Source organism: Paraburkholderia sp. SIMBA_027 (assembly GCF_046535315.1).
GTDB classification, from domain to species: Bacteria; Pseudomonadota; Gammaproteobacteria; order Burkholderiales; family Burkholderiaceae; genus Paraburkholderia; species Paraburkholderia tropica.
Genome location: NZ_JAWRWY010000005.1, coordinates 266,286 through 292,386, shown reverse-complemented (window position 1 = coordinate 292,386; position 26,101 = coordinate 266,286). Strand labels below are relative to the sequence as shown.

Sequence of the window (26,101 nt, the reverse complement as noted above, 5' to 3'; positions counted from 1 at the left end):
TCCGCCTTCGCCCATGTCCGACACGTCCACTGCCGCCTCGCCTTCCACGCCGTCCGCCCGCAAGCTCTCCGTGATGCTGTGGCTCGTCGCCACCGGCTTCTTCATGCAGACGCTCGACTCGACCATCGTCAACACGGCGCTGCCCGCGATGGCCGACAGCCTCGGCGAACTGCCCTTGCGCATGCAATCGGTCGTGATCGCCTACTCGCTGACGATGGCGGTGATGATCCCCGTGTCCGGCTGGCTCGCGGACAAGCTCGGCACGCGCCGCGTGTTCATGGGCGCGATCTTCGTGTTCACGATCGGCTCGCTGCTCTGCGCGAGCGCGCACACGCTGAACCAGCTCGTGCTCTCGCGCATCGCGCAGGGCGTGGGCGGCGCGATGCTGCTGCCGGTCGGACGCCTCGCCGTGCTGCGCACGTTTCCCGCCGAACGCTATCTGCCCGCGCTCTCGTTCGTGGCGATCCCGGGCCTGATCGGCCCGCTGATCGGCCCGACGCTCGGCGGCTGGCTCGTGCAGATCGCCTCGTGGCACTGGATCTTCCTGATCAACGTGCCGGTGGGCGTGATCGGCTGCCTGTTCACCTTCATCTTCATGCCCGACAGCCGCAACGCCGACACGCCGAAGTTCGACCTGCCCGGCTATCTGCTGCTGGTCGTCGGCATGGTGACGATCTCGTTCGCGCTCGACGGCCGCTCCGAGCTGGGCATTCCGCAAGCGACCGTGCTGGTGCTGCTGATCGTCTCGCTGGCCGCCTTCGTCGCCTACGGGCTGCACGCGCAACGCTCGCCGCGGCCGATCTTCTCGCTCGATCTGTTCAGGATCCACACCTTCAGCGTGGGGCTGCTCGGCAACCTGTTCGCGCGGATCGGCAGCGGCGCGATGCCGTATCTGATTCCGCTGCTGCTGCAAGTCGCGCTCGGCTACACGCCGTTCGAGGCGGGCCTGATGATGCTGCCGGTCGCGGCGGCGGGCATGTTCTCGAAGCGCCTCGTCACGTACCTGATCACGCGTTACGGCTACCGCCGCGTGCTGGTGATCAACACGGTGCTGGTCGGCCTGATGATGGCGAGCTTCGCGCTCTCGACGCCGCACGAGCCGCTGTGGCTGCGCCTCGTGCAACTGGCCGTGTTCGGCGCCGTCAATTCGATGCAATTCACCGCAATGAACACGCTCACGCTCAAAGACCTCGGCATGGGCGGCGCGAGCAGCGGCAACAGCCTGTTCTCGCTCGTGCAGATGCTCTCGATGAGCCTCGGCGTGACGGTCGCGGGCGCGCTGCTCACGACCTTCACGGGGCTGATCGCGCACATGACCGCGTCCAACGTGATTCCGGCGTTCCACGCCACGTTCGTGTGCGTGGGCATCATCACGGCGTGCTCGTCGTGGATCTTCGGCCAGCTCTCCGACGACGTGCGCCACGCCGCGAAAAAGACCGATCCGTCCGAGCGCACCTGAGCGGCGAAAGTCGGGCGAACGCGCGGCGATGGCTCGCGCGTTCGCGGCCTGAAAACACCGCCTGAAAAACCCGCCTGAAACCCCGCTCAAATCCGCTACGGAAAAACCCGCGACCGCCGCGCACCAGGCCGGTGCACGACGCGCTCCGCGCGGTGCGCGCATTGGCCGCAAAGGCGCGTCGCCAGTGCCTGAGCGGCCGCCACAACGTCCTCGCCGACTATCCGTAAAACGCCGATATCCCGTGCGCATGGCCCGACCGGCTGTGTGTCGGGACTCGCATACTTTTTGCACGGCTATCCTGTAATGTAAACTTGACGTTCGCGCGCGCGGTCCTGTGCCGGCCAAGGCGCGCGTCACCCAGGCCTATGAACAGCATGATCGACCTCGATCCCCCCGGCTATCAGTCGCGACCCGTCGCGGGCGAAGAAGGCGCCCGGCGCACCGTACTCTACGGCGGATACACCGTGTTCAGCGTGTTCCAGCCGGTGTTTTCGGTCGCCCACCGCCGCACGATCGGCTATCACGCGTCGCTGCGCGCGCACGACGAGCACGGCCAGCAGGTGCCGTCGCAGGAAGTGTTCACGCAGGCCGCGCGCCGCGGCGATCTGCTCGAACTGGGACGGCTCGCGGAATCGCTGCATCTGGGCAACTTCAACGCCTTCGACTCGCACGACGAATGGCTCTTCCTGAGCCTGCACCCCGCCGCGCTGATGGACACGAGCTACGGCGACGCCCTGCTCGCCGGCATCAAGGCGCTCGGGCTGCAACCGCAGCGCGTGGTGCTGGAAGTGTCGGAACAGGCGGGCGGCGAAAACTCGCGTTTCGCGGAGATCATCGACGGGCTGCGCAAGGCGGGGTTCGTGATCGCGCTCGACGGCTTCGGCGCCAAGCATTCGAACATCGACCGTGTCTGGCAGCTACGTCCCGACATCGTCACGCTCGACCGCAGCCTGCTCGCACAGGCGAGCCGCCACGCACACATCGAGCGCGTACTGCCAGGGCTGGTGTCAATGCTGCACGAGTCCGGCCAACTGGTGCTGGTCGGCGGACTCTCGACCGAGCGCGACGCGCTGATCGCACTCGAAAGCAATGCCGATTTCGTGCAGGGCGCGTACTTCGCGCGGCCCGACGTCGAACCCGTGCCGCCCGCCACGGCGGCGCGTCTGATGGACGATCTGTCGGCGCGTCTGCGCGAGCGCGTGAGCGCGCGCGAGCGGGCGCAGTCGGCGCGCCTCGCGCCGTACGTGAGCGCGCTGCAGGCGGCTGCGGCCCAACTGGCCGCGGACGCCAGCATGAGCGACGCCACGCTGCCGCTGCTCGGTCTCGGCGAGACGGCGCGCTGTTTTCTGCTGGACGCCTCGGGCCGCCAGATCGGCGACAACGTGCTGCCCGACGGCCGCACCTCGCAGCGCGCCAAGCGCTTCCGTCCGCTGCTGCATTCAGAGGGCGCGAGCTGGGAGCGCCGGCCCTACTTCATCGCCGCGATGAAAGCGCCCGGCAGCGTGCAGTTCACGCCGCCCTATCTGTCGATCAACGAGGCGCACCTGTGCGTGACCGCCTCGATCGCCGCGCAGACGTCGCAGGGCTTGCAGGTGCTCTGCGTCGACATCAACTGGGAAGCCGCACAGCGCGTCTAGGCGATGGCGAGCGGGCGCGCGATCAACGTCGGCCCTTCCTGCATCGACGATGACGCCGATGACGCCGCCGCGAGCGTTTGCGCCGCGCGCATGCTGGCGTGCAGATGCATCTGCATCGATATCGACGCTCCGTTCGCCATGAAACGCGCCAGCAGCGTGCGAACGGCCTGCGCGCCGTAAGTCTGGAAATCGCGATTGGCCGCGCTGAAGTCCGCGCCCCGCGCCGCCACACACACGACCGGCGTGGCCCGTCCGTTCTCGTCCTCCCGCACATGCAGCCACGCCGCCAGCGCGCCGTCGTGCGCGACCAGCGCGACGCCCGGCGCGCCATCGAGCACGAGCGTTTCGGCGTGCAGCGCGCGCACCTCCGTCGCCTCGGCGGCCTGCGTGAGCGCGGTCGCGGTCACCCCAAGCAGATCCAGCAAGCCCGCGCGATCCTGCGCGTGCAGCACCTCGCGCAAGCGGTCGACCGCGAGCGCGTGACGCGCCGTATCGGCGGGCACGGACTGCGGCGCCTGCTCGCGCGCGAGCCGAACGCGCGCACGATGGACGATCTGGCGGCAATGCGCGAGGGCGCAGCCCGTCAGCGCCGCGATCTCCGCGTAGTCGCAGTCGAACGCCTCGCGCAGCACGAACACCGCTTGTTCGAGCGGCCCGAGCCGGTCGAGCATCAGCAACAGTCCATCCGAGAGACGCGCCGCGCGCAGCCCGGTTTCCTCGGCGGACGGCGCCGTATCGTCGAGCCAGGGCGCCAGCCAGGCCGCGTCGCGCTCGCCCGCGCGCTCGCGGCGCAGCTTGCGCAGCCGGTCGATGGCGAGACGCACCGTCACTGTGGCGAGCCACGCCTGCGGCGTGCGGACCGCCGCGGCGTCGCCGGCGCGCCAGCGGAACCAGGCGTCCTGCACCACGTCCTCGGCCTCCGCACGGCTGCCGAGCACGCGCGCCGCCAACGCCAGCAAGCGCGCCCGCTCCTTCGCGAACACGCCCGCGCGGCGGGCTTCGCTCCAGGTCTCGTTGCTCGGTGCGCCGTCTGATACGGCGCGTATTTCGGCGCCGGCTTCTTCGCTGGCTTTTTCGCTGATTTCGTCGCTGATTTCGTCGCTCATCTGCGTCATTCGCTTCGCTCCTTCGCGCTCCGGCTTCGCCGTGCTTCCCGCCATCCAGACGACCGGCCACGCGCCGATGTGACAGCCGCACGCAAAAAAATCCTCGTCACGCGCCGCGCGCGGCGCGCGTCTTGTCGACAACGGCGCGCCTCGATGACACCGCCGCGCCGGCCCACTTTTTCCGCGAGGATTTCCATGCAGCCCATCGATTCGCATCATGCAGCAAACGCGCCGCGCGCGCTCAATCTCGTGCCGACAGTCATCGAAACGTCGAGCCGCGGCGAGCGCGCCTACGACATCTATTCGCGCCTGCTGCGCGAACGCATCGTGTTTCTCGTCGGGCCGGTCAACGAACAGAGCGCGAGCGTGGTCGTCGCGCAACTGCTGTTTCTCGAAGCCGAGCAACCCGAGAAGGACATCAGCCTCTACATCAACTCGCCGGGCGGCTCGGTCTACGACGGCATGGCGATCTACGACACGATGCAGTTCATCAAGCCCGATGTGTCCACGCTCTGCACGGGCTTCGCCGCCAGCATGGGCTCGTTTCTGCTCGCGGCAGGCACGCATGGAAAACGCTTCGCACTCCCGAACGCACGCATCATGATCCACCAGCCTTCGGGCGGCGGACAAGGCACGGCGTCCGATATCGAATTGCAGGCACGCGAGGTGATTTTTCAGCGCGAGCGGCTCAACGCGATGCTCGCCGCGAACACGGGCCGCGAACTCGCGCAGATCGAACGCGACACCGACCGCGACAACTTCATGTCGGCGCAGGCGGCAGCCGATTACGGCCTGATCGACCGCGTGATCGCCTCGCGCGACCAGCAAGTGCCGCGCTGATCGACGCGCTGATCGACGCGCATTACGACGCCAGTCGCTGCGCGAGCCACGCGGCGATCACGCCTTTGTATTCGGCGACCAGCAGCTTGCGGTCCTTTGGTTTGGCCGCCGCGTAAAGCGGGTTGAGGCTCTTGATGACCTGCAGCATGACCTCGGCGATGCGATACGCCTCGTCGGACGAAAGATCGGCGTTATAGCGGCGAAACAGCCCGGCAAAACGCTGACGCAGCTTGTTGCGCGCGGCGTCGTCGCGACGAAAACCGAGCGGCACCGACAGCAGCGGCAGGTAGGCCGGATACGAAGTCATCAGATCGACCATCATGTCGAAAAGCCGCTCGGCCAGTTGCGCGAGCGGCAATTCGGCTTCCGCCTGTTCTTCGATGAGCGCGGTCCAGCGTGCGTCCATGTCGTCGCCGTAACGCAGGCGCAAGGCGAGCGCGAGCGCTTCCTTGTTCGGAAAGTACTGATACGCCGCGCCGATCGACACGCCCGCCTGCTGCGCGATCTGCGTCATGGTGGCCGCCTCGAAGCCGCGCTCGGCGAACGCGTCGGCCGCCGCCTCGAGCAGCGCATCCACGGTGCGCGCCGCGCGCTCCTGACGCGGCACGCGCCGTGTCCCCTCTTTTTTCAGGTCTTCCGCCATATCTGAGGCCATCCTCATATTCGTGTATCATATGTGAGTCCATCCTCACATATTGGTGTCCCATGACGCAAGCCCTTTCTCTCGACCCGCGCAAGACTGCGCTCGTGATGATCGATCTCCAGCACGGCATCGTGAGCCGCGCGGTCGCGCCCCACAGCGGCGCCCAGGTGGTCGAAAAAGCCAAGGTTCTCGCCGACGCGCTACGCGCGCAAGGCGGCACGGTGGTCTGGGTGCACGTGCTGCTCAACGAACTGCTGGCGCTGCCCGCCGACAACTCGATGCACAAGCCGGGCACGCCGCCCGCGCCGGCCATCGCGTCCGAACTCGTGCCCGAAATCGGCCAGCAGGACGGCGACGTGGTGATCGCCAAGCGCCAATGGGGCGCGTTCCACGGCACCAACCTCGAACAGCAGCTGCGTCGCCGCGGCATCGACACGATCGTGCTGGGCGGCATCGCCACCAACTTCGGCGTCGAGTCCACCGCGCGCGCGGCCTTCGATCAGGGCTTCAAGCTCGTGTTCGTCGAAGACGCCACGTCGGGCCTGAACGAAGAAATGCACCGCTTCTCGTTCGAAAAACTGTTCGGCTTCATGGGCCACGTGCGCACGACGCAGGAAACCATCGCCGCGATGACGGGCGCATAAGGCCCACGTCTGGCCACGTCTGGCACGCGCAAACAAAAAAGCCCTCGATGCGAATCGAGGGCTTTTTTTGTGCCGTTCTGCGCGAACGGCACGGGAACCAACGTGGGCGCTGGCCTTATCTTGCCTTACGCGAAGTTCTTCGCAGCGAAGTCCCAGTTCACGATGTTCCAGAACGCTTCGACGAACTTCGGACGTGCGTTGCGGTAGTCGATGTAGTAAGCGTGTTCCCACACGTCGATCGTGATCAGCGCGGTTGCGTCGGTCGTGAGCGGCGTAGCGGCGTTGCTGGTCGACACGATGTCGAGCGAGCCGTCTGCCTTCTTCACGAGCCACGTCCAGCCCGAACCGAAGTTGCCGACTGCAGCCTTCGTGAAGGCTTCCTTGAACGCGTCGTAGGAGCCCCACTTCGCGTTGATGGCGTCGCCGAGCGCGCCCGTCGGTGCGCCGCCGCCCTGGGGCGACAGGCTGTTCCAGAAGAACGTGTGATTCCAGATCTGAGCCGCGTTGTTGAACACGCCGCCCGACGACTTCTTGACGATCTCTTCGAGCGAGAGCTTTTCGAACTCGGTGCCCGGGATCAGGTTGTTCAGGTTCGTGACGTAAGCCTGGTGATGCTTGCCGTAGTGGTATTCAAGCGTCTCTTCCGACATGGTCGGTGCGAGGGCGTTCTTCGCGAACGGCAGCGGCGGGAGCGTAAATGACATGATGCGGTTCCTTCGTCGTGTTATGGGGAGTTGTGCGTAATAACCGGCATGGAGCACTCGATTGTAGGCGAGTTGGAATAACCCCGCAAACGAGCGGACATTATGCCGAACATCGGCTGCACAAGGCTTTCAAGGGCTTTCGCGCATAGCGAGCACACCTCGCGCGCACCTGCGCGGACGACGCGGCTCCCCGGTTCGGAAGCGTCGCGCGACATGAGCGGATGCGCTGCTCATCCGCACGAACAGGGCGTTGCGGCATCGTCGGCGCAGGCTGCGGTTTGCTGTCTGCAAGCGCTTGTGACGTTTGACGAACATCCTTCGCGCACCGCATGCGCCGACCCGCCTGTTCGCGCAAGCTGCGCGCCTGGATCCTCGATCCGTCCGATCAATTACCCAGAATCACGCGCAATCACACGCACACTCGCGCGCCGGCGGCCCAGCGTGAGTCGTTCAGAAACCTTCAGCGAGACGCGGCTGCACGTCGGCGAGCGCGACATCGGCGCTGCCCTGCGCGAGATGCACGGTGAGCCGTTTGCCCGGTTTGAGCGCGGCGGGCGCGAGCACGGCCGCGCCGCTTTGCGCGTCGAGCACCGCCGCATAGCCACGCTCCAGCGTGCGCTGGGGGCTCAGCACTTCGAGACGCGCCGCGAGTTCGGACACGCGCGCCGACGCCCGCTCGCGCTCGCGTGCGAACGCGCCGTCGAGACGGCGCGCCAGCATGTCGAGCCGCGCGCGATGCGCAGCCGGATCGGGCCGCGTGCGCTGCCAGCGCATCTGCACGACGTTGAAACTCGCACGCGCCTGCGCCGTCGCGCGCGAGCCCGCCGACGCGAGCCGGATCGACAACTGGCGCAAATGCGTGCGCTGCTGCGCAAGCCGCTCGCCGGGCGAGACGAGACGCCGCGCGAGCCAGTCGAGTTGCTGCGCGCGGCGCTCCATCAAGCGGCCGAAGCCGCGCGCGAGCGTGGCATGGCGCTGATCGAGTTCACGCAGCAGCAGCACGCGCTGCGGGCTCACGAGTTCGGCGGCGGCCGTGGGCGTGGGCGCGCGCACGTCGGCGGCGAAATCGGCGATCGTGAAATCGGTTTCGTGACCCACGCCGCTCACCACGGGAATCGCGCTCGCGGCGATGGCGCGCGCGAGCGTCTCGTCGTTGAACGACCAGAGATCCTCGATCGAGCCGCCGCCACGGCATAGCACGATCACGTCGACTTCGTTGCGCGCGTTCGCGGCGTCGAGCATCGCGGTGAGCTTTTCCGCCGATCCCGCGCCCTGCACCGGCGCCGGATAGACGATCACCGGCACGTGCGGCGCACGGCGGCACAGCGTGGTGAGCACGTCGCGCAGCGCGGCGGCCTGCATCGACGTGATGACACCGATTGCGCGCGGATGCGTGGGCAAGTCGCGCTTGCGGTCGGCATCGAAAAGACCTTCGGCTTCGAGCTGCGCCTTCAGGCGCAAGAACGCTTCGTACAGCCGCCCCTGCCCCGTGCGCCGGACCGCCTCGACATTCAGTTGCAGCTCGCCGCGCGGCTCGTACATCGTGACGAGCGCGCGCACCTCGATGCGGTCGCCTTCGCGCGGCGTGAATTCGGCGTATTGCGCGCGTCCGCGGAACATCACGCAGCGGATCTGCGCCTGCGCGTCCTTGATCGAGAAGTACCAGTGGCCGCTCGCGGCGCGCGTGAAGTTCGACACTTCGCCCGAAATCCAGGCGAGCGGAAACGAGCGCTCGAGCATCGAGGCGATGGCGCGATTGAGCGCCGAAACCGGGACGACGACGTCGCCGCCCGCAGCGGAGGAAAAACGATCGGATGGCATACGCGAAGGTGAATGAGCAGCAAGAAAAACCACTGCCGGGGCAGCAAGCATAGCGGCTGCGCGGACCCGGCGCGCGCAGGCGCGCATCGAGCCCCGTCGAGCGGGCCGGCGGACAGACGATAGACGGTGACGGGCGCCGCAGTCCAGCAGGAAACGCTCCCAGCGTACAAGGGCCGCGAAGTGTCCACATCAACGCGGTCGGGCGACGTGGCCGCAGCGACGCCCTTCGAAACCCAGGTGAAATCATTCATCCCATTGATTTATATGGATTTTTTATAACCCAAATACCGGCTCACACCGATAAGATGGCCGTCAAACGGGCCTTCGAGGCCGCGCGCAGGGCATTTCTCCACAAAGTTATCCACAAGCGCCGAATGCGCCGTTTTTTGCAATGCCGACGCCTTGCGCCGCGCCGCGTCCGGCCGCCTCCCAACTTGCCGCGTGGCGGCCTCCCGCGCTAGAGTGCCGGGTTCACGGCGCCCCTCCGCGGTCCGTTGCGGCGCGGCCGTTGTTGCGTGGATGTTGCGTGGATGTTGCACCGTTGGTCGTGCCCGCCGTCCGCGACGCCGCCGTTATCGTTTGTTTTGCCGTTTTGCAATTTTTCCCCGCCGGGCGCCTGGATTGACGCGCTCGCGCCGAACCGGAGATCCGTCCCGATGCCAGCCTCGTTCACCTGCCCGCCGCACGCGCACGGCGCCGTCCGGCCCGCCAGCGGCTGCGCGCGCTCATGAGCGGCCCGTTCGCCGATCTGAAGGCGCGCGTCGAGACGGATCTCGCGCAAGCCTGGCAACATCGCGGCAAGCTCGCCTGGGCGCTCACGCCGCTGGCCGCCGTCTTCGCCGCCGTGAGCGGCGCGCGCCGCGCGGCCTTCGCGGCCGGCTGGCTCAAGCGCGTGCGCGTGGGCGTGCCGGTCGTGGTGGTCGGCAACGTGACGGTGGGGGGCACCGGCAAGACGCCCACGGTGATCGCGCTCGTCGAGGCGCTGCGCGCCGCCGGCTACACGCCTGGCGTGGTGTCGCGCGGCTACGGCGCGAAAATCGACCGCCCGACGCCCGTGAACGCCGACACGCCCGCCCGTGCCTGCGGCGACGAACCGCTGCTGATCGCGCGCCGCACCGGCGTGCCGGTGTGGGTGTCGCCGGACCGCGTCGGCGCCGCCCAGGCGCTGTGCACCGCGCACGCCGACGTCGACGTGATCGTCAGCGACGACGGCCTGCAGCATTACCGCCTCGCGCGCGACTTCGAACTCGTGGTGTTCGACCATCGCCTCGGCGGCAACGGTTTCCTGCTGCCCGCCGGGCCGCTGCGCGAACCGCTCTCGCGCCACCGCGACGCCACGCTCGTCAACAATCCGTTCACGCGCACGCTGCCCGACTGGCCCAACACCTTCGCGCTCAAGCTCGAACCAGGCGACGCGTGGCATCTGGCCAATCCGGGCCTGCGCCGTCCGCTCGCCCAATTCGCGCAAGTGGCCGGCCAGCCGCCGCTGCGGCTTGTCGCGGCGGCCGGCATCGGCTCGCCCGAGCGCTTTTTCGCGACGCTGCGCGCGGCCGGTCTCGCCCCGCACACGCTGCCGCTGCCCGATCATTACGACTACGCGAGCAACCCGTTCGCCGACGTCGCCGCCGACGCGATCCTGGTCACCGAAAAGGATGCAGTAAAATTGGGGGCCTGGAACGACGCGCGCATCTGGGTTGTGCCCGTGGAAGCCGCGCTCGATCATCGTCTTATTACCCTGGTTGTGGAGAAACTCCGTGGACGCCCGTCTGCTTGAAATCCTGGTCTGCCCGATCTGCAAGGGCCCGCTCAGCTACGACCGCGCCGCGCAGGAGTTGATCTGCAGCGCCGACAAGCTCGCCTATCCGATCCGCGACGGCATCCCCGTCATGCTCGTGGACGAGGCGCGTCAGACCGTCGAAGGCACGCCCGTCGATCCGAACGCGGCCTGACATGAGCGCCGCTCAACCCTTCATCGCCGTCGTGCCGGCGCGGCTCGCGTCGACGCGGCTGCCGAACAAGCCGCTCGCCGACATCGGCGGCAAGCCCATGGTGGTGCGCGTCGCCGAGCGCGCCCGCGCGGCCGGCGCGCAGCAGGTGCTGATCGCCTCCGACGCCCAGACGGTGCTCGACGCCGCGCGCGAACATGGCTTCGAAGCCGTGCTCACGCGCGCCGACCACCCCTCGGGCACCGACCGCCTCGCCGAAGTCGCCGAACACTACGGCTGGAGCGACGAGACGATCGTCGTCAATGTTCAGGGCGATGAACCGCTGATCGACCCGCAGCTGGTCTGCGACGTGGCGTCGCACCTGGCGGCGCATCCGGACTGCGCGATCGCCACCGCGGCTCACCCGATCACCGCGCCCGACGAAATCTTCAGCCCGAACGTCGTGAAGGTCGTGCTCGACGCACGCGGCGTGGCGCTCTACTTCTCGCGCGCGCCGATTCCCTGGGCGCGCGACGCCTGGCAGCCGCACTGGTCGCCGGCCCGTCTCGATCTGGCCGCAATGCCCGCCCCGCCTGCACCGGCCACGGTTTATCGGCATATCGGCCTGTATGCGTATCGCGCCAAATTCCTGCGCACCTACCCGACGCTCGCGCACTCGCCGATCGAGCAGGTCGAATCGCTCGAACAGTTGCGCGCGATGTGGCACGGCGAGCGCATCGCGGTGCGCGTGACGCCCGAGGCGCCCGCGCCCGGTGTCGACACGCCCGCCGACCTCGCCCGCGTACAGGCGTTATTCCGACCTTAATAACGGTCGTAGTCCGAAAAACCCGTGGCATAATCAATTGTTTGCGCGAGCCGTCCAAGCCTTTGTGCGTGCGGGTTTGCCCGCTTTTCTTCCGTTGCTGCCCGCCTCCGCAGCGCCGTTCCCGATCCACTTCGGGCACGTTGCCGCGCGGGGCCCGGCGTCACCCCGCATGCCCCGGCCATGATCTCTTGACCGGCGAGCACGGCGCGAGCAAACGGAAGGAGACGCACGACGCCGCCGATGCCGCCCACGAGGGCAGCCGCCGCGCCGCAAGAATTCACACAGATCGGAGAAATTGGAAATGCGTTTGATCCTGTTGGGCGCCCCCGGCGCGGGCAAGGGAACCCAGGCAAACTTCATCAAGGAAAAGTTTGGCATTCCGCAGATCTCGACCGGCGACATGCTGCGCGCCGCCGTGAAAGCGGGCACGCCGCTCGGCCTCGAAGCGAAGCGTTTCATGGATGCGGGCGAACTCGTCACCGACGAGCTCATCATCAATCTCGTGAAGGAACGCCTGAAGGAAGACGACTGCAAGAACGGTTATCTGTTCGACGGTTTCCCGCGCACGCTGCCGCAAGCCGAAGCCATGAAGCAAGCCGGCGTCGCCATCGACTACGTGCTGGAGATCGACGTGCCGTTCGACGAGATCATCGTGCGCATGAGCGGCCGCCGCATGCACCCGGCATCGGGCCGCACGTACCACACGAAGTTCAACCCGCCGAAGCAGGACATGGTCGACGACGTCACCGGCGAGCCGCTCGTGCAGCGCGACGACGACAAGGAAGAGACCGTGCGCAAGCGTCTCGACGTGTACACGGCGCAAACCAAGCCGCTGATCGCCTACTACAGCGAATGGGCGCAGCGCGGTGAAGAAAACGGTCTGAAAGCGCCGCAGTACCGCGCGATCTCGGGTCTGGGCAGCGTCGACGAAATCCGCAATCGCGTGTTCGACGCACTGAAGTAAGAACGTCCCTTGCCGGCCATGCCGGGCGAGGCCCGGCGCAAGCCGGCCTCCCCTCTGGCCGGCCCTGTCTCCTCCTCTGCACGTTTTCGCCGATGAGTCGCGGGCTGGCCCGCACATAACAATCATCGAAGACACATCGAGCAGCCAGGAGGCAGACACATGCAAATCCGCGACAACGTATTCCTGATCACCGGCGGCGCTTCGGGCCTCGGTGCGGCCACCGCACGCCTGATCGCGGCGGAAGGCGGCAAGGTCGCGCTCGCCGACCTCAACGAGGAAGCGGGCCAAGCGCTCGCGAAAGAACTCGGCGGCGCGTTCGTGAAGTGCAACGTCGCGAGCGAGGAAGACGGCGCGCGAGCCGTGGCCGCGGCCACCGCGCTCGGCACGCTGCGCGGCCTCGTCAACTGCGCGGGCATCGCGCCCGCGATCAAGACCGTCGGCAAGGACGGGCCGCATCCGCTCGATGCGTTCAGCAAGACCATTTCGGTCAACCTGATCGGCACCTTCAACATGATCCGCCTTGCGGCGGCCGCCATCGCGCAGACCGCGCCCAACGCAGGCGGCGAGCGCGGCGTGATCGTCAATACGGCGTCGGTCGCGGCCTACGACGGGCAGATCGGCCAGGCGGCCTATGCGGCGTCGAAGGGCGGCGTCGTCGCCATGACGCTGCCGGTCGCGCGCGATCTGTCGCGCAGCGGCATCCGCGTGATGACGATCGCGCCCGGCATCTTCGAAACGCCGATGCTGCTCGGCATGCCGCAGGACGTGCAGGACGCGCTCGGCGCGATGGTGCCGTTCCCGCCGCGCCTCGGCAAACCCGACGAGTACGCCATGCTGGTCAAGCAGATCGTCGAGAATCCGATGCTCAACGGCGAAGTGATCCGCCTCGACGGTGCGATCCGCATGCAGCCGAAGTGAACGCACGCCGTGTGCTTTTTTACACGATGAAGTAAAAAAAGCCCGCGAATTCGCGGGCTTTTTTGCGTTGAACTGCGCGTCTCAGTCGTTGTCGAGCGTGCGCTGACGCAATTCCTGCAATTGCGATTCGACGACCGTGGCGTCTTCGGCGTCCGGGCGCTCATCGAGATAATGTTCGAGATCTTCGAGCGCAGGACGCAGATAGTCGAGCCGCGCGTAGGCGAAACCGCGGTCGCGCACTTCCTCGATGCTGTACGGCAGCAGGATCACGAGCCGTTGCTGGATGCCGAGCAGGCGCTCCCAGCGCTCGGTCTGCAAATACACCGACTTCAGATTGCGCAGCATGCGCGCCACGATCTCGCGCCGCGTGGCCGGTTCGAGCAGCATGCGCAGCGCGCGCGCCACCGAATCGCCCGCGCTCGCCACATAGGGCTCGAGCATCTCGACCATGTCCGACTCGGTGAGCGCGCGGCCCGTGGTCGGGTCGAGCATGGCGTCGCCGTCGGGCAGCGAGACGCGCAGCAGGAAATGCCCCGGAAACGACACGCCCTGCACCGGCAGCCCGAGCTGGCCCGCAATCTCCAGATAGATCACCGCGAGGGAGATCGGAATGCCGCGCCGGCGGCGCAGCACGACGTGCAGATGGCTGTTGTCGGGATCGAAAAAGTCGTTCAGATTGGCCGCGAAACCCATCTCGCGGAAGAGCACACGGTTGAGCAGCGCGACCTGCTGGCGCACGTCGGCACCCTCGGGCATGCGCTTGCTGATGCGCAGCGCCAGCTCGTCGATTTCGGCCAGCGTGCCCTGCAGATCGAGGTCCGGGTAGGCGTCCTGCGCGATCGACAGCGCCGCTTCGGTAAGCGGCAGGCTGTCGTCTTCGGCAACGAGCGTGCTGAAATAATCCAGCACCCGCGTGTTCATCGTCATCACTTCGTGCGCCTCTTGAAGTATGCGTATTTGAAGCCCATCAGCCACAGCATACCGAAATATAGCGCCGCAAACAGAACCAGGCAGGCTGCGAGCAAAGCGATGCGCGCGAGCGGTTCGTGCCGCAGGCCGATCCAGTCGTAGCTGATCGAGCACCAGTGCATCGCCCCTGCCAGCACGAGGCATGCCCCGAGCAGTTGCACGAAGAACGTCGTCCAGCCCGACGACGGCATATAGATGCCGCGGCGGCGCAGGCCGATAAAGAGCAGCAGCGCGTTCATGCAGGCGCCGAGGCCCACCGAAAGCGTCAGCCCCGCGTGCGAGAAGATCGGCACGAAGATGTAATTGCTGATCTGCGTGGCGATCAGCACGCCCACGCCGATCTTCACCGGCGTCTTGATGTCCTGGCGCGCATAAAAACCGGGCGCGAGGATCTTGATCAGAATGAGGCCGACGAGACCCACGCCGTACGCGGCCAGCGCGCGGCCCGTCATGATGACCGAAGTGGCGTCGAACTTGCCGTAGTGGAACAGCGTGGCCGTGAGCGGCTCGGCGAAGAAGAACAGCGCGACCGCCGACGGCGCGGCCAGCAGGAAGGTCACGCGCAGGCCCCAGTCGAGCAGCGCGGAATATTCGTGCGGATCGGCGTCGACGTGCGCTTTCGAGAGGCTCGGCAGCAGGATCGTGCCGAGCGCCACGCCCAGCAGGGCCGTGGGAAATTCCATCAGGCGGTCGGCGTAATTGATCCACGAGACCGCGCCCGGACCGAGCCGCGAGGCGATATTCGTATTGATGATCAGGCTGATCTGCGCGACCGAGACCGCGAACATGGCGGGCATCATCTTCGCGAGCACGCGCTTGACGCCGCGATGCGCGAGCGCCTTGAGCGGATTCAGGCCGATGCGCGGCATCATGTCGATGCGCTTCAAACCCGGCAACTGCACGATGAACTGCAGCACGCCGCCCACGATCACCGCCCACGCGAGCGCGTAGACCGGCTGCTTCATGTGCGGCGCGAACGCCACCGCCGCCGTGATGAACGACACGTTGAGCAGCACCGGCGCGAACGCGGGCAGCGAGAACTGCTTGTACGTGTTCAACACGCCCGAGGCCAGCGACGTCAGCGAAATGAACACGATGTACGGGAACATGATGCGCGTCATCACGACGGCAAGCTGATACGCCTGGCCGTCGCTCTTGAGGCCCGAGGCGACCACGGTCACCACGAACGACGCGCCGACAATGCCGAGCAGCGAGAGCACGGCGAGCACCCACGCGAGCACCGTCGAGGTGGCGTCGACGAGCGCGCGCGTGGCGTCGTGGCCTTGCTGGTTCTTGAACTCCGCGAGGATCGGCACGAAAGCCTGCGAAAACGCGCCTTCGGCCGAGATGCGGCGCAGCAGGTTGGGAATGCGGAACGCAACGTAGAAGGCGTCGGTGTACTGACTCGCGCCGAAAGCTCGGGCGATCAGCGTTTCGCGGGCCAGTCCGGTCACGCGCGACAGCAGCGTGAAGCCGCTGACCGTCAGCAGGGCTCGGAATAGATTCATGGGGCGCTTATTATACGGGTGCCGTCAGTCACGCCGGCGATGCGCGGCGTCAAGGATGCCACGGCGCGATCCGACACCATGGCGAGCCCATTCTGACCGCTGAGCGGGCGCAGCGTTCGCCGCAATCCCGTCGATTTCTGCGCTCGGCGCGCCGGATTTTCCGCCGCCTTTCCCGGCTCACCGACCGGTCCCGTCGCCCGCCCATCGACGCGCGATTGCCATGCCTCTGATTTCGTTGCTATAATTCGCGGTTTCGGGTTGCGTCAGCGATTCGAAAAGAAACTCGCGCGCCTTGGAAAGGAAGCGCAAAGCAGCGGTTCGATCCGCCCCCTTTGCGGTTTGGCACAAGAGGCGCAGCTGGCAAAGCTGTTCTGCCGGCAAATACCGTTTTGCGTGACGAATTCCCCTCGGGGTTTTCCTCGGCGCAAATCCAGGCACAGAGCGCTGCATTATCCGGTCGAACACCGGCGCACGCTCCTGAAACATCAGGAACCAACATGGCAAATACCGCACAAGCACGCAAGCGCGCCCGTCAGGCGACCAAGCAAAACGCCCACAACTCGGCACTGCGCTCGAAGTTCCGCACCGCAATCAAGGCTGTTCGCAAGGCAATCGACGCCGGCGACAAGGCAGCGGCTGCTGAAATCCTGAAGGCATCGGGCAAGACGCTGGACATCATTGCGGACAAGAAGATCGTCCACAAGAACAAGGCAGCTCGTCATAAGAGCCGTCTGGCTGCTGCCATCAAGGCAATGGCCTGAGCGATTCGGGATCTTCCCGTTTCTGCTGAATGAAAACCCGCTTCGGCGGGTTTTTTGTTGTCCGTACGTTTCGCGTCGCCCTTTCGCCCACCCACTTCGCGCGGGCGCAAAAAAACCCGCCGCGGCGGGTTTTTAGGTTGGGCGGCGCAAGCGCGCGAGCATGACGCTCAGCGACCGGTGCCCTGCTGCGTGGCGTGATCGTGCGGCAGTTCGCAGGCCTCGGTTACCACGAGGTCGTTGTCCTTGGCGAAATTCAGCACGAAGTTGAAGGCCATCGGCTCGATGTCTTTCAGACGCGAATCGAGCACCACCACCTTGAGATCGCCGATCATGGTCGGCCGCACATAGAGCGAGTAGCGCAGATAGGCGTTCGGGCCGCGCGCATTGGCCGACGCTTTCGGGCCGAAGCTCGACATCACGCCCGCCAGACGCTCCGACCAGTCGCTCGGTCGAAACTTCTTCCCCTTGCTGGTAATGCCTTGAATGAAGTATTCGGTAGGAGCGTCGTCGGCCATGTAAGGGTCCTGTGTAACTGCGCGGCGCCGCGTACGTCGTGCGGCTGAAACAAGGGCACGAGCGCGCCGCCGTCCGCGCTGTTCGCGCTGCTTTCGCGGGTCTCCAGCCCCGGACGGTTCGCCCGATGGCCGCGCGCAAGGACAGTCCGATGGAAAGGGGAGCCGCCGACCGCGCATGGCGACCCGCGCGGCGTCTCGCATTCGCCAGACGTCTGGGGCCCACGCACAGGCCGCTCCCGCGGGCCTTGCGTGATACGCCGAAAGCCCGCCGTCGTGCCTGAGAAATCGACAAGATTATAGCGCAGCAGCTCTTTTGACGCACCGCACACAAGGGGCTTGACACCGTGTCGCGGCGCGGCGACCGGCCGATGCGACACCCTCGCCGCCCGCCGGCCGGCGGTTTTGGGCGACTCGTCAAATTGCGCAAAATCCTTTATGCTGCATTGACTTACCACCAACCGCAGCGGCGTCGCCGGCCCAATCCTGCAGTTCGAGGCCGGATCGGGCGCCGTTTTCGTTTCATGACCTCCCGGACCATACGCCATTACCTCCAGTTCAAGGATTTCTCCCTTGACGATTATGAATATGTGCTGGAGCGCGCGCGCATCCTGAAGCGCAAGTTCAAGAACTACGAGACCTATCATCCGCTGCACGACCGCACGCTCGCGATGATCTTCGAGAAGAACTCCACGCGCACGCGTCTGTCCTTCGAAGCAGGCATCTTCCAGCTGGGCGGCCACGCCGTGTTCATGAACACGCGCGACACGCAGCTCGGTCGCGGCGAGCCGATCGAAGACTCGGCGCAGGTCATCTCGCGCATGGTCGACATCATCATGATCCGCACGTTCGGCCAGGACATCATCCGCCGCTTCGCCGAAAGCTCACGCGTGCCGGTCATCAACGGTCTGACGAACGAATATCACCCCTGCCAGGTGCTGGCCGACATCTTCACGTTCTACGAGCTGCGCGGTCCGATCCGCGACAAGACCGTGGCTTGGGTCGGCGACGCCAACAACATGCTGTACACGTGGATCGAAGCCGCGGAAATCCTCGGCTTCAAGCTGCGCATTTCCACGCCGCCGGGCTATCAGCTCGATCCGGCACTCGTGGCGGCGGAAAGCAAGCCGTTCTTCGAAGTGTTCGACGATCCGAACGACGCCTGCAGGGGCGCCGATCTGGTGACCACCGACGTGTGGACCAGCATGGGCTTCGAGGCCGAAAACGAAGTGCGCAAGAAAGCCTTCGCCGACTGGTGCGTGGACGCCGACATGATGGCCCGCGCCAACGCCGACGCCCTCTTCATGCACTGCCTGCCCGCGCACCGCGGCGAGGAAGTCAGCGCCGAAGTGATCGACGGCCCGCAGAGCGTGGTCTGGGACGAGGCGGAAAACCGCCTGCACGTCCAGAAGGCGCTGATGGAATTCCTGCTGCTCGGCCGCCTGAACCACTAAGCGCCACGGCCGGTCTCCCGGCGCGCGCCGCAGCGAAAGCGCGGCGCGCGGCCCGTTTGGTGTCAAAATACTGTTTTCCGCGCGTCGGGGCCGCCGATGCGCACAGATCTCACCCGTTACGGATTCACCATGAGCGATATCAAGAAAGTCGTGCTCGCCTACTCCGGCGGCCTCGATACCTCCGTCATCCTGAAGTGGCTGCAGGACAACTACGACGCCGAAGTCGTCACGTTCACGGCCGACATCGGCCAGGGCGAGGAACTCGAGCCGGCGCGCAAGAAGGCGCTTCAGCTGGGCATCAAGCAGGAAAACATCTTCATCGACGACCTCCGCGAAGAGTTCGTCCGTGATTTCGTGTTCCCGATGTTCCGCGCCAACGCGCTGTACGAAGGCGAATATCTGCTCGGCACCTCGATCGCGCGTCCGCTGATCGCCAAGCGTCAGATCGAAATCGCCCGCGCGACCGGCGCGCAAGCCGTCTCGCACGGCGCGACCGGCAAGGGCAACGACCAGGTTCGCTTCGAACTCGGCTACTACGCGCTCGAACCGGGTATCAAGGTCATCGCGCCGTGGCGTGAATGGGATCTGCTGTCGCGCGAAAAGCTGCTCGCCTACGCCGAAAACGCCGGCATCCCCATTGACATGAAGCATCGTCAGGGCGGCGCGCCCTACTCGATGGACGCGAACCTGCTGCACATCTCGTTCGAAGGCCGTCACCTCGAAGATCCGAAGGCGGAAGCCGAGGAAGACATGTGGCGCTGGACGGTGTCGCCGGAACAGGCACCGGATGCGGCCGAATTCGTCGACATCGAGTACGAGCACGGCGACCCGGTCGCGATCAACGGCAAGCGCATGACGCCCGCCGAGATCCTCACGGAACTGAACCGCCTCGGCGGCAAGCACGGCATCGGCCGTCTGGATCTGGTCGAAAACCGCTACGTCGGCATGAAGTCGCGCGGCTGCTATGAAACGCCGGGCGGCACGATCATGCTCAAGGCGCACCGTGGCATCGAATCGATCACGCTCGACCGCGAAGTCGCGCACCTGAAGGACGACCTGCTCGCCCGCTACGCCTCGCTGGTCTACAACGGTTACTGGTGGGCGCCGGAGCGTCAGGCGCTGCAAGTGCTGATCGACCACACGCAGAAGAACGTCAACGGCTGGGTGCGCGTGAAGCTCTACAAGGGCGGCGTCTCGGTCGTCGCGCGCGACTCGAAGGACACGCTGTTCGACAAGACCATCGCGACCTTCGACGACGACGGCGGCGCCTACAACCAGGCCGACGCCGGCGGCTTCATCAAGCTGAACGCGCTGCGCATGCGCATCGCCGAAAACGCACGCCGTCAACGCGGCAAGTAAGCGGTTTCCGCTTCGCTCGCGTTAGTCGCGAAATTCGCGTCATGAAAAAACCGCCCTTCGGGGCGGTTTTTTTTCGTCCTCAACTCGCGCGTGCCAGCGGTTATTCCACGCTTACTCCACGCTCATTGCACCGTTTCACCGAGACGCCGCGCAAGCGACTTCAGCAACGGCGCGACGCGTTCGCGGAACACCTCCGGTCCCATCGACGAGGCCGGACCGCTGCAACTGAGCACCAGCCAGCGCCGCTCGCGCGGCTCGCGAAACGGCACCGCCACGGCGTTGACGTCCTCGTGCCAGTCGCGAAACGAATAGCAGACGCCTTCCTTGCCGAAGGTGTCGATCTCACGCTTCGCGGCTTCCACCAGCGCCGCGCCCTCCGCGCCCGCGGCCTTTTCCAGCTCGGCGAACAGCGCCGCGCGCACGTCGAGCGGCTGCACCGCGAGGTACGCGCGCCCCATCGAACTCGTCAGCATCGACAGCCGCGAGCCGGACGCGAGGCCGAGCGTCAGCGCCGTTTCGCTGCGGATGGTCTCCAGATAGATGACATCGAGGCCGTCGCGGCAGCCGAGCGACACCGCCGCGCCCACTTCCCGCGCGAACGCGCGCAGATGAGGCCGCGCAAGTTCGAGCGTGTCGGTGCCGGAAAGCAGCGCGAAGCCCAATGACAGCACACCCGCGTCGAGCGCATATTTGCCCAGCGACTCGTCGAAACGCAGATAGCCGAGCACCGTCAGCGTGTACGCAAGCCGGTTGACGGTGGCCTTGGGCAGACCCGTGCGCTCGACGAAATCGCGATTGCCGAGCAGCGTCTCGCCGGGCCGGAAGGCGCGCAGCAATTCGAGCCCGCGTGCGAGCGCCACGACGAACTTGCGCTCGTCGATCGGCCCCGACGCCAGCGTGGTCGCAAACGATGACGAGCTGTTCATTTCAGATGCAGACATAAGCGGGCTAGTGATACACTAAAGTCAATTTGCAAAACATTGTTCCGCTTAGCGGAACCGAAGTCAAGCGCAAATTGCCCATTTCAAGGTTACGAGAGTAAGAAGGAGAGACACCATGGCCGCAAACGCCCAGTTCCATTGGGAAGATCCGCTGCTGCTCGACCAGCAGCTCACCGAAGACGAACGCATGGTGCGCGACGCCGCGGCAGCCTACGCGCAGGACAAGCTCGCGCCGCGCGTGGTGGAAGCGTTCCGTCACGAAAAAACGGACGCCGCGATCTTCCGCGAGATGGGCGAAATCGGCCTGCTCGGCCCGACCATTCCGGAGCAATACGGCGGCCCGGGCCTCAACTATGTCGCCTATGGCCTGATCGCACGCGAAGTCGAACGCATCGACTCGGGCTATCGCTCGATGATGTCGGTGCAATCGTCGCTCGTGATGGTGCCGATCCACGAATTCGGCACGGAAGCGCAAAAGCAGAAGTATCTGCCGAAGCTCGCGACCGGCGAATGGATCGGCTGCTTCGGCCTCACCGAGCCGAACCACGGTTCCGATCCGGGCAGCATGGTCACGCGCGCGAAGAAGGTCAACGGCGGCTACTCGCTCTCGGGCGCGAAGATGTGGATCACGAATTCGCCGATCGCCGACGTGTTCGTGGTCTGGGCCAAGCTCGAGGAAGACGGCAAGGACGACATCCGCGGCTTCATTCTGGAGAAAGGCTGGAAAGGTCTCTCGGCACCCGCGATCCACGGCAAGGTGGGCCTGCGCGCCTCGATCACGGGCGAAATCGTGCTCGACGAAGTGTTCGTGCCGGAAGAGAACATCATGCCGGGCGTGAAGGGCCTGCGCGGACCGTTCACCTGCCTGAACTCGGCTCGCTACGGCATCGCCTGGGGCGCGCTGGGCGCGGCGGAGTCGTGCTGGCACACCGCCCGTCAGTACGTGCTCGACCGCAAGCAGTTCGGCCGCCCGCTCGCCGCGAACCAGCTGATCCAGAAAAAACTCGCCGACATGCAGACGGAAATCACGCTCGGCCTGCAAGGCTGCCTGCGTCTGGGCCGCATGAAGGACGAAGGCACGGCGGCGGTCGAGATCACGTCGATCATGAAGCGCAACTCGTGCGGCAAGTCGCTCGACATCGCGCGTCTCGCGCGCGACATGCTCGGCGGCAACGGCATCTCGGACGAGTTCGGCGTGGCGCGCCACCTCGTGAACCTCGAAGTCGTGAACACCTACGAGGGCACGCACGACATCCACGCGCTGATTCTCGGCCGCGCGCAGACGGGCATTCAGGCGTTTTTCTAAACGCTGCTTCGAAGCCGGTGCGCACTGCGCACTGACTCGCGCGCATAAAAAACGCCGCACGGTCATCAGACGTGCGGCGTTTTTCGTTGGCGGCGATGCGGCCGCGCTTACTTGTTCGGCTGCGGCGTGAGACGCAGATACGGACGCAGCGCCTTGTAGCCCTTCGGAAATTTCTGCTTGATGACTTCCTCGTCCTTCAGCGACGGCACGATCACCACGTCGTCGCCCTGCTTCCAGTTGCCGGGCGTGGCGACCTGATAGTTGTCCGTGAGCTGAAGCGAGTCGATCACGCGCAGGATTTCGTCGAAGTTACGACCCGTACTCGCCGGATAGGTGATGATGAGGCGCACTTTCTTCTTCGGATCGATCACGAACAGCGAGCGCACGGTGAGCGTTTCGTTCGCGTTCGGATGGATCATGTCGTAGAGCGTGGAGACCGTGCGGTCGCCGTCCGCGAGGATCGGGAAACCGACGCTGGCCGCCTGGGTCTCGTTGATGTCCTTGATCCACTCGTTGTGCGACTCGGCGCTATCGACCGACAGCGCGATCGTCTTCACATTGCGCTTCTCGAACTCGTCCTTGAGCTTCGCCGTCAGGCCAAGCTCGGTCGTGCAAACCGGCGTGAAATCGGCCGGATGCGAGAACAGCACGCCCCAGCTGTCGCCGAGCCAATCGTGAAACTTGATGCGACCCACGCTCGAATCCTGCTCGAAGTCGGGTGCGATATCGCCAAGACGTAGACTCATGGTGCGGTTTCCTTTGAACATGGTGAGGCGGCGCGAGGCTCGAACCGCCAGGTTGATCAAGAGATTTCGAGACATTGAAGCATACAGGGCGATGTCGCGCGCCCGAACGAACATCGGGTCAGACTGGTATGAGTTTTTGTAATTTTGAGCCGAGTCAGGGAAACTTTACGTGCCAGATCAAATCCATGATCATTCGTCATCTACGTTTCGTGTGCGTCATGCGCAACGCGAACACACCGTACGCGCAGGCCGATCGGCCTGCCGTCAGGTCTTCTGAAGGCCTTCGCAGGGTCTTTGCGGTGTGCTCGCAGGAACGAATCGTGCGAATTCGGGCGTCGTGGCGGCGCGTCACGCTTGCCAGCGCCCGTATCTTTGTTACGATTCACGCGTAATGTGACACGATGGGAGCCAGTCAATGTCAGAGGTCAATAAGGAGAGGCTGATGTCCGATATCAAAACCGTCCTCGCGGATGCCGAGGACCTGCTCAAGCAAGCAGCGAGCGCCACCGGCGAACGCGCTTCGGAGCTGCGTGAAACGGCCCTCTCGCGCCTGAAACAGGCCAAGGAAAAAGCGGCCGACGTTCAGGTCGTGGTGGTCGAGAAAGGCAAGAAGGCGGCACGCGCCACCGACGATTACGTCCACGAACATCCGTGGACGTCGATCGGCATCGCCGCAGGTGTGGGCGTGCTGGTCGGTTTGTTGATCAACCGCAAGTAAAAGACAACGAACACAGCGCGGTCATGCGGGTTGCCCGCGTGCGGGAGCCAGCGAGCGGCTTAAGTCTGCATCCAAAGCGTCCGGAGATGCTCCGGCACACGGCGGATGCGAACCTGACGGCCTCTCGCTTTGCTCCACGCTCGCACGGCTCGACGCTCGCAGCGATATCTTCGCGACCGCGCCAGCGCTTCCCGCGCATTCGTTAGCCGGCAGGCCGGTGCAGTGCACCGGCCTGTCTTTTCTGGGCGCAATCTTTGCGTCACGCCGGTTGCGTAGCCGCCTGGCTTTCAGTCGGCGCGCCGCCGCCCCAGTCAGCGGCGTACGTCCCTACGCCGGAGCACCCGCCCTTGCCATGACAGACACTCAATCGCAGCGACACGAACATGGACCGGTGCGCCGTCTTCTCGGCTCCGCGTTCGCGATCATCCAGACGCGGCTCGAGCTGATCGGCATCGAGCTGGCCGAAGAAAAGGAGCGCCTGCTCGGCGTGCTGTTCCTCGGGTTGGCCGCGATGATGCTCGCCACCATGGCGCTGATCGCCCTGACCGCGCTGATCGCCATCGCGTTCTGGGACACCTGGCGCTGGCAGGCACTGGCCGGCATCACGCTCGTGTATGCGCTCGCGGCACTCGTCTGTGCGCTCAAGGCGCGTCAGGGCCTCCGCACCGCGCCGATGGTGTTTCAGGCGACGCTCGAAGAATTCGAGAAGGACCGCGAGATCCTTCGCAAACCATAGATTCACGTTCGCCTGCGCTCGTTCGCGTTCGTTCGAGTTCGTCCACTACCCGCCGCAAATCGAAGCCGCAAATCGAAGCCATGAGCCAACCTCGACCGGATAACGCCTTTCGCCCCTCGCGCGCACGTGGCCGCGACCTGTCTACGCCGCAGTTGCGTGCGCTGCGCAAAGAACTGCTGATCGTGCGCGCCAGCGTCGAGCGCGCCGAGATGGCCGAGTCGCTCGTCGAGCTGCGCGAAGCCGTCACGCACTTCAGCTGGCTGCGCTTTCTCGTGCCGGGCTTTGCCGGATCCAGCGGCGGCGCAAGCGCTGCCGGCCTGGGCGCCGGGATCGGCGGACTGCTCAAGCAGTATCCGCTGCTGAGTTCGCTCGCCTCGCTCGTGCTCGCCAAGCCGCTGCGCGAAAGCGTGGCCTCGGCCGCACGCCCCGTCGTCAAGTGGGGCGGCCTCGCCTTCACGGCGTGGGAAGCCTGGCGCATCTGGCAGCAGGTGCGCCGTCAGCGCAGCGCGCCGCAAGGCGGCTCGCGCCGCTATGCCTCGGAAGAAGACGATCTGACGGGCTGAGGCCCAATCAGACCGGTGCGCGATCGGCGAGCACTCAGCATGTGAGATCCACGTGCATCCGCCTGCCATCTGCGTGCGCTCATCGATCCCTCCAGCAATCCCGCACGACCGTCGCACCCGCGTTTGCCCCGGCGACGCGGTTACCGCGCGTGCCCGCCGCATCCAGCAGGAACGTTCCACACGCGTCGTCGCGCATTGGCCCGTTCTCGACCGGCGCGGCGGCGATGGCGTACGCGCCGGTCGCATCGTCGGCGGGCAATAACGTGAGCCGATAGACCGCGCGCCCCGCGGGCGGCGCCTGATCCATGCCCGCAGGCAGCGCAGCTACCGATGGACTCTGTGCATCGACGAACTGCGCGGCGCGATAGAGCGCCGCCGCCGCGTCGATCCGATGCCCGCGCGCGATCTGATTGCGCCAGCCCGGCACCGCGAACGCCGCGACAATCGCCGCTGCGGCAAGCGCGATCATCATCTCGAGCAATGTGAACGCGCGACCGTTGCGTGTCATCTCCCCTCCTCTCTTCGCGTCCTCAGAATGGCCGCATCACGATACGCCGCCAATGTTGTTCGACTCGCGTGCCATCGAACACGACCTGCATCTGCAACCAGCTCTGCGCGTTCTCGGTGGCACCGTAGCCGCGTGCTGTGACGAGATACGCGCGCGCCTCGGGCCGCGTCGCGATGCGCCACGGTTCGACCAGGCATTGCGGCGGCCGCACCGAAGCTGGCCATGACGCAATGGGCGTGGCCGCTTGCGCTGCGAAGGTGTCGCTACGCTTCCAGCCAGCGGGCTCGCCCGATTGCGCAGGGGTCGCGCTCGCGGCAGCCGTTCCGTCGATCAGCGTCCGCGTGCAGGCGATAAGCGCGGCATCGGCGGCATGAAACGCCTGCAAATGGTCGGCCATGCCCGTCGCGCTGCGCGCCTCGAACAGCGACGTCTCGAACCATGCCGCCGACGTGACGAGCATCGTCGACACGATCACGAGGACGACGGGAAGCGCCACACCGCGCTCACGCACAGAGCGCCCAACGCGGCCGTTT

Annotated in this window: 27 protein-coding genes; 16 read left to right on the top strand and 11 right to left on the bottom strand. The window is 65.8% G+C overall.

The features are described from left to right. The first annotated feature begins 13 nt into the window (after window positions 1–13). Together mdtD and SB764_RS11705 are read left to right on the top strand one after the other, a co-directional pair. Window positions 14–1,459 carry a multidrug transporter subunit MdtD gene (gene mdtD / locus SB764_RS11710; protein ID WP_183038311.1) on the top strand — a complete coding sequence of 482 codons (1,446 nt, stop codon included), beginning with the start codon at window positions 14–16 and terminating at the stop codon, window positions 1,457–1,459. Between the two features lie 365 nt (window positions 1,460–1,824). Further along, entirely contained in the window at window positions 1,825–3,096 is a 1,272-nt protein-coding gene (locus SB764_RS11705) for an EAL domain-containing protein (RefSeq protein WP_410863611.1), read from the top strand. Here SB764_RS11705 and SB764_RS11700 read toward each other — a convergent pair. After that, window positions 3,093–4,211: a sigma-70 family RNA polymerase sigma factor gene (locus SB764_RS11700; RefSeq protein ID WP_410863610.1), complete on the bottom strand. Its 1,119-nt coding sequence runs from the start codon at window positions 4,209–4,211 to the stop codon at window positions 3,093–3,095. The genes SB764_RS11705 and SB764_RS11700 overlap by 4 nt on opposite strands. 186 nt (window positions 4,212–4,397) lie before the next feature. Here SB764_RS11700 and clpP point away from each other — a divergent pair, with 186 nt between their 5' ends. Further along, on the top strand, window positions 4,398–5,042 hold the full coding sequence (gene clpP / locus SB764_RS11695) for an ATP-dependent Clp endopeptidase proteolytic subunit ClpP (protein ID WP_065065220.1): 645 nt from the start codon (window positions 4,398–4,400) through the stop codon (window positions 5,040–5,042). Between the two features lie 22 nt (window positions 5,043–5,064). Here the strand turns inward: clpP and SB764_RS11690 are convergent, their stop codons facing one another. Continuing rightward, entirely contained in the window at window positions 5,065–5,697 is a 633-nt protein-coding gene (locus SB764_RS11690) for a TetR/AcrR family transcriptional regulator (protein ID WP_244145744.1), read from the bottom strand. Between the two features lie 50 nt (window positions 5,698–5,747). Here SB764_RS11690 and SB764_RS11685 point away from each other — a divergent pair, with 50 nt between their 5' ends. After that, window positions 5,748–6,329, top strand: coding sequence for an isochorismatase family protein (locus tag SB764_RS11685; protein WP_065065222.1), 582 nt, complete (start codon window positions 5,748–5,750; stop codon window positions 6,327–6,329). A gap of 125 nt (window positions 6,330–6,454) precedes the next feature. Here SB764_RS11685 and sodB read toward each other — a convergent pair whose 3' ends face one another. Together sodB and xseA are read right to left on the bottom strand one after the other, a co-directional pair. Continuing rightward, window positions 6,455–7,033, bottom strand: coding sequence for a superoxide dismutase [Fe] (sodB, locus tag SB764_RS11680; RefSeq protein WP_065065223.1), 579 nt, complete (start codon window positions 7,031–7,033; stop codon window positions 6,455–6,457). Between the two features lie 450 nt (window positions 7,034–7,483). After that, window positions 7,484–8,854 carry an exodeoxyribonuclease VII large subunit gene (gene xseA / locus SB764_RS11675; RefSeq protein ID WP_074986254.1) on the bottom strand — a complete coding sequence of 457 codons (1,371 nt, stop codon included), beginning with the start codon at window positions 8,852–8,854 and terminating at the stop codon, window positions 7,484–7,486. A 727-nt stretch (window positions 8,855–9,581) separates the two neighbouring features. Between xseA and lpxK the strand changes: the two genes are divergently transcribed. The 5 genes from lpxK (at window position 9,582) to SB764_RS11650 (ending at window position 13,487) form a co-directional block, all read left to right on the top strand. Beyond that, window positions 9,582–10,628, top strand: a complete 1,047-nt coding sequence (gene lpxK, locus SB764_RS11670) for a tetraacyldisaccharide 4'-kinase (RefSeq protein WP_065065226.1) — start codon at window positions 9,582–9,584, stop codon at window positions 10,626–10,628. Continuing rightward, window positions 10,609–10,803: a Trm112 family protein gene (locus SB764_RS11665; RefSeq protein WP_065065227.1), complete on the top strand. Its 195-nt coding sequence runs from the start codon at window positions 10,609–10,611 to the stop codon at window positions 10,801–10,803. Before lpxK ends, SB764_RS11665 begins: the two co-directional genes overlap by 20 nt. A 1-nt stretch (window position 10,804) precedes the next feature. Next, a complete protein-coding gene (gene kdsB, locus SB764_RS11660) occupies window positions 10,805–11,605 on the top strand; it encodes a 3-deoxy-manno-octulosonate cytidylyltransferase (protein ID WP_110327929.1) in 801 nt (266 codons plus the stop codon). Window positions 11,606–11,906: 301 nt separating this feature from the next. Then, complete coding sequence (gene adk / locus SB764_RS11655) at window positions 11,907–12,569, top strand: adenylate kinase (protein WP_065065229.1); 663 nt, start codon at window positions 11,907–11,909, stop codon at window positions 12,567–12,569. A 159-nt stretch (window positions 12,570–12,728) separates the two neighbouring features. Next, on the top strand, window positions 12,729–13,487 hold the full coding sequence (locus SB764_RS11650; protein WP_065065230.1) for a 3-hydroxyacyl-CoA dehydrogenase: 759 nt from the start codon (window positions 12,729–12,731) through the stop codon (window positions 13,485–13,487). 81 nt (window positions 13,488–13,568) lie between these two features. Here SB764_RS11650 and SB764_RS11645 read toward each other — a convergent pair whose 3' ends face one another. Continuing rightward, a complete protein-coding gene (locus tag SB764_RS11645; RefSeq protein WP_410863607.1) occupies window positions 13,569–14,414 on the bottom strand; it encodes a SirB1 family protein in 846 nt (281 codons plus the stop codon). Next, complete coding sequence (murJ, locus tag SB764_RS11640) at window positions 14,414–15,964, bottom strand: murein biosynthesis integral membrane protein MurJ (protein ID WP_065065232.1); 1,551 nt, start codon at window positions 15,962–15,964, stop codon at window positions 14,414–14,416. Before murJ ends, SB764_RS11645 begins: the two co-directional genes overlap by 1 nt. Before the next feature lie 497 nt (window positions 15,965–16,461). On the opposite strand from murJ, the gene rpsT reads away from it, so the two are divergent. Beyond that, window positions 16,462–16,725, top strand: coding sequence for a 30S ribosomal protein S20 (gene rpsT / locus SB764_RS11635; RefSeq protein WP_065065233.1), 264 nt, complete (start codon window positions 16,462–16,464; stop codon window positions 16,723–16,725). A 167-nt stretch (window positions 16,726–16,892) separates the two neighbouring features. Here rpsT and SB764_RS11630 read toward each other — a convergent pair whose 3' ends face one another. Beyond that, window positions 16,893–17,240 (bottom strand): DUF3579 domain-containing protein, encoded by a 348-nt coding sequence (locus tag SB764_RS11630; RefSeq protein WP_065065234.1) that lies wholly within the window; start codon window positions 17,238–17,240, stop codon window positions 16,893–16,895. Between the two features lie 521 nt (window positions 17,241–17,761). Between SB764_RS11630 and argF the strand changes: the two genes are divergently transcribed. Both argF and SB764_RS11620 read left to right on the top strand, forming a co-directional pair. Continuing rightward, on the top strand, window positions 17,762–18,691 hold the full coding sequence (gene argF / locus SB764_RS11625) for an ornithine carbamoyltransferase (protein ID WP_124260745.1): 930 nt from the start codon (window positions 17,762–17,764) through the stop codon (window positions 18,689–18,691). A 129-nt stretch (window positions 18,692–18,820) separates the two neighbouring features. Next, window positions 18,821–20,050, top strand: a complete 1,230-nt coding sequence (locus tag SB764_RS11620; protein ID WP_065065236.1) for an argininosuccinate synthase — start codon at window positions 18,821–18,823, stop codon at window positions 20,048–20,050. 122 nt (window positions 20,051–20,172) lie between these two features. Here the strand turns inward: SB764_RS11620 and SB764_RS11615 are convergent, their stop codons facing one another. Next, window positions 20,173–20,976 (bottom strand): IclR family transcriptional regulator, encoded by an 804-nt coding sequence (locus SB764_RS11615; protein WP_110327927.1) that lies wholly within the window; start codon window positions 20,974–20,976, stop codon window positions 20,173–20,175. A 130-nt stretch (window positions 20,977–21,106) separates the two neighbouring features. Here SB764_RS11615 and SB764_RS11610 point away from each other — a divergent pair, with 130 nt between their 5' ends. After that, on the top strand, window positions 21,107–22,297 hold the full coding sequence (locus tag SB764_RS11610) for an acyl-CoA dehydrogenase (RefSeq protein WP_065065238.1): 1,191 nt from the start codon (window positions 21,107–21,109) through the stop codon (window positions 22,295–22,297). A 107-nt stretch (window positions 22,298–22,404) separates the two neighbouring features. Here the strand turns inward: SB764_RS11610 and SB764_RS11605 are convergent, their stop codons facing one another. Then, on the bottom strand, window positions 22,405–23,043 hold the full coding sequence (locus SB764_RS11605; protein ID WP_065065246.1) for a peroxiredoxin: 639 nt from the start codon (window positions 23,041–23,043) through the stop codon (window positions 22,405–22,407). Between the two features lie 415 nt (window positions 23,044–23,458). Here SB764_RS11605 and SB764_RS11600 point away from each other — a divergent pair, with 415 nt between their 5' ends. The 3 genes from SB764_RS11600 (at window position 23,459) to SB764_RS11590 (ending at window position 25,060) form a co-directional block, all read left to right on the top strand. Next, window positions 23,459–23,761: a YqjD family protein gene (locus tag SB764_RS11600; RefSeq protein ID WP_027817793.1), complete on the top strand. Its 303-nt coding sequence runs from the start codon at window positions 23,459–23,461 to the stop codon at window positions 23,759–23,761. 352 nt (window positions 23,762–24,113) lie between these two features. Further along, window positions 24,114–24,497 (top strand): phage holin family protein, encoded by a 384-nt coding sequence (locus tag SB764_RS11595; protein ID WP_065065239.1) that lies wholly within the window; start codon window positions 24,114–24,116, stop codon window positions 24,495–24,497. An 80-nt stretch (window positions 24,498–24,577) separates the two neighbouring features. Next, window positions 24,578–25,060 carry a DUF3318 domain-containing protein gene (locus SB764_RS11590; protein ID WP_074986261.1) on the top strand — a complete coding sequence of 161 codons (483 nt, stop codon included), beginning with the start codon at window positions 24,578–24,580 and terminating at the stop codon, window positions 25,058–25,060. A gap of 79 nt (window positions 25,061–25,139) precedes the next feature. On the opposite strand, the gene SB764_RS11585 is transcribed toward SB764_RS11590, so the two are convergent. Both SB764_RS11585 and SB764_RS11580 read right to left on the bottom strand, forming a co-directional pair. Further along, entirely contained in the window at window positions 25,140–25,568 is a 429-nt protein-coding gene (locus tag SB764_RS11585) for a type IV pilin protein (RefSeq protein WP_321856226.1), read from the bottom strand. Window positions 25,569–25,590: 22 nt separating this feature from the next. Continuing rightward, entirely contained in the window at window positions 25,591–26,064 is a 474-nt protein-coding gene (locus tag SB764_RS11580; RefSeq protein ID WP_410863603.1) for a hypothetical protein, read from the bottom strand. Window positions 26,065–26,101: the final 37 nt, after the last annotated feature.

Excerpts from the sequence above, each read along its gene's own strand:
- mdtD (WP_183038311.1), top strand. The coding sequence starts at position 14 with ATGTCCGACACGTCCACTGCCGCCTCGCCTTCCACGCCGTCCGCCCGC.
- SB764_RS11705 (WP_410863611.1), top strand. The coding sequence starts at position 1,825 with ATGAACAGCATGATCGACCTCGATCCCCCCGGCTATCAGTCGCGACCC.
- SB764_RS11700 (WP_410863610.1), bottom strand. The coding sequence starts at position 4,211 with ATGACGCAGATGAGCGACGAAATCAGCGACGAAATCAGCGAAAAAGCC.
- clpP (WP_065065220.1), top strand. The coding sequence starts at position 4,398 with ATGCAGCCCATCGATTCGCATCATGCAGCAAACGCGCCGCGCGCGCTC.
- SB764_RS11690 (WP_244145744.1), bottom strand. The coding sequence starts at position 5,697 with ATGGCCTCAGATATGGCGGAAGACCTGAAAAAAGAGGGGACACGGCGC.
- SB764_RS11685 (WP_065065222.1), top strand. The coding sequence starts at position 5,748 with ATGACGCAAGCCCTTTCTCTCGACCCGCGCAAGACTGCGCTCGTGATG.
- sodB (WP_065065223.1), bottom strand. The coding sequence starts at position 7,033 with ATGTCATTTACGCTCCCGCCGCTGCCGTTCGCGAAGAACGCCCTCGCA.
- xseA (WP_074986254.1), bottom strand. The coding sequence starts at position 8,854 with ATGCCATCCGATCGTTTTTCCTCCGCTGCGGGCGGCGACGTCGTCGTC.
- lpxK (WP_065065226.1), top strand. The coding sequence starts at position 9,582 with ATGAGCGGCCCGTTCGCCGATCTGAAGGCGCGCGTCGAGACGGATCTC.
- kdsB (WP_110327929.1), top strand. The coding sequence starts at position 10,805 with ATGAGCGCCGCTCAACCCTTCATCGCCGTCGTGCCGGCGCGGCTCGCG.
- adk (WP_065065229.1), top strand. The coding sequence starts at position 11,907 with ATGCGTTTGATCCTGTTGGGCGCCCCCGGCGCGGGCAAGGGAACCCAG.
- SB764_RS11650 (WP_065065230.1), top strand. The coding sequence starts at position 12,729 with ATGCAAATCCGCGACAACGTATTCCTGATCACCGGCGGCGCTTCGGGC.
- SB764_RS11645 (WP_410863607.1), bottom strand. The coding sequence starts at position 14,414 with ATGACGATGAACACGCGGGTGCTGGATTATTTCAGCACGCTCGTTGCC.
- murJ (WP_065065232.1), bottom strand. The coding sequence starts at position 15,964 with ATGAATCTATTCCGAGCCCTGCTGACGGTCAGCGGCTTCACGCTGCTG.
- rpsT (WP_065065233.1), top strand. The coding sequence starts at position 16,462 with ATGGCAAATACCGCACAAGCACGCAAGCGCGCCCGTCAGGCGACCAAG.
- SB764_RS11630 (WP_065065234.1), bottom strand. The coding sequence starts at position 17,240 with ATGGCCGACGACGCTCCTACCGAATACTTCATTCAAGGCATTACCAGC.
- argF (WP_124260745.1), top strand. The coding sequence starts at position 17,762 with ATGACCTCCCGGACCATACGCCATTACCTCCAGTTCAAGGATTTCTCC.
- SB764_RS11620 (WP_065065236.1), top strand. The coding sequence starts at position 18,821 with ATGAGCGATATCAAGAAAGTCGTGCTCGCCTACTCCGGCGGCCTCGAT.
- SB764_RS11615 (WP_110327927.1), bottom strand. The coding sequence starts at position 20,976 with ATGAACAGCTCGTCATCGTTTGCGACCACGCTGGCGTCGGGGCCGATC.
- SB764_RS11610 (WP_065065238.1), top strand. The coding sequence starts at position 21,107 with ATGGCCGCAAACGCCCAGTTCCATTGGGAAGATCCGCTGCTGCTCGAC.
- SB764_RS11605 (WP_065065246.1), bottom strand. The coding sequence starts at position 23,043 with ATGAGTCTACGTCTTGGCGATATCGCACCCGACTTCGAGCAGGATTCG.
- SB764_RS11600 (WP_027817793.1), top strand. The coding sequence starts at position 23,459 with ATGTCAGAGGTCAATAAGGAGAGGCTGATGTCCGATATCAAAACCGTC.
- SB764_RS11595 (WP_065065239.1), top strand. The coding sequence starts at position 24,114 with ATGACAGACACTCAATCGCAGCGACACGAACATGGACCGGTGCGCCGT.
- SB764_RS11590 (WP_074986261.1), top strand. The coding sequence starts at position 24,578 with ATGAGCCAACCTCGACCGGATAACGCCTTTCGCCCCTCGCGCGCACGT.
- SB764_RS11585 (WP_321856226.1), bottom strand. The coding sequence starts at position 25,568 with ATGACACGCAACGGTCGCGCGTTCACATTGCTCGAGATGATGATCGCG.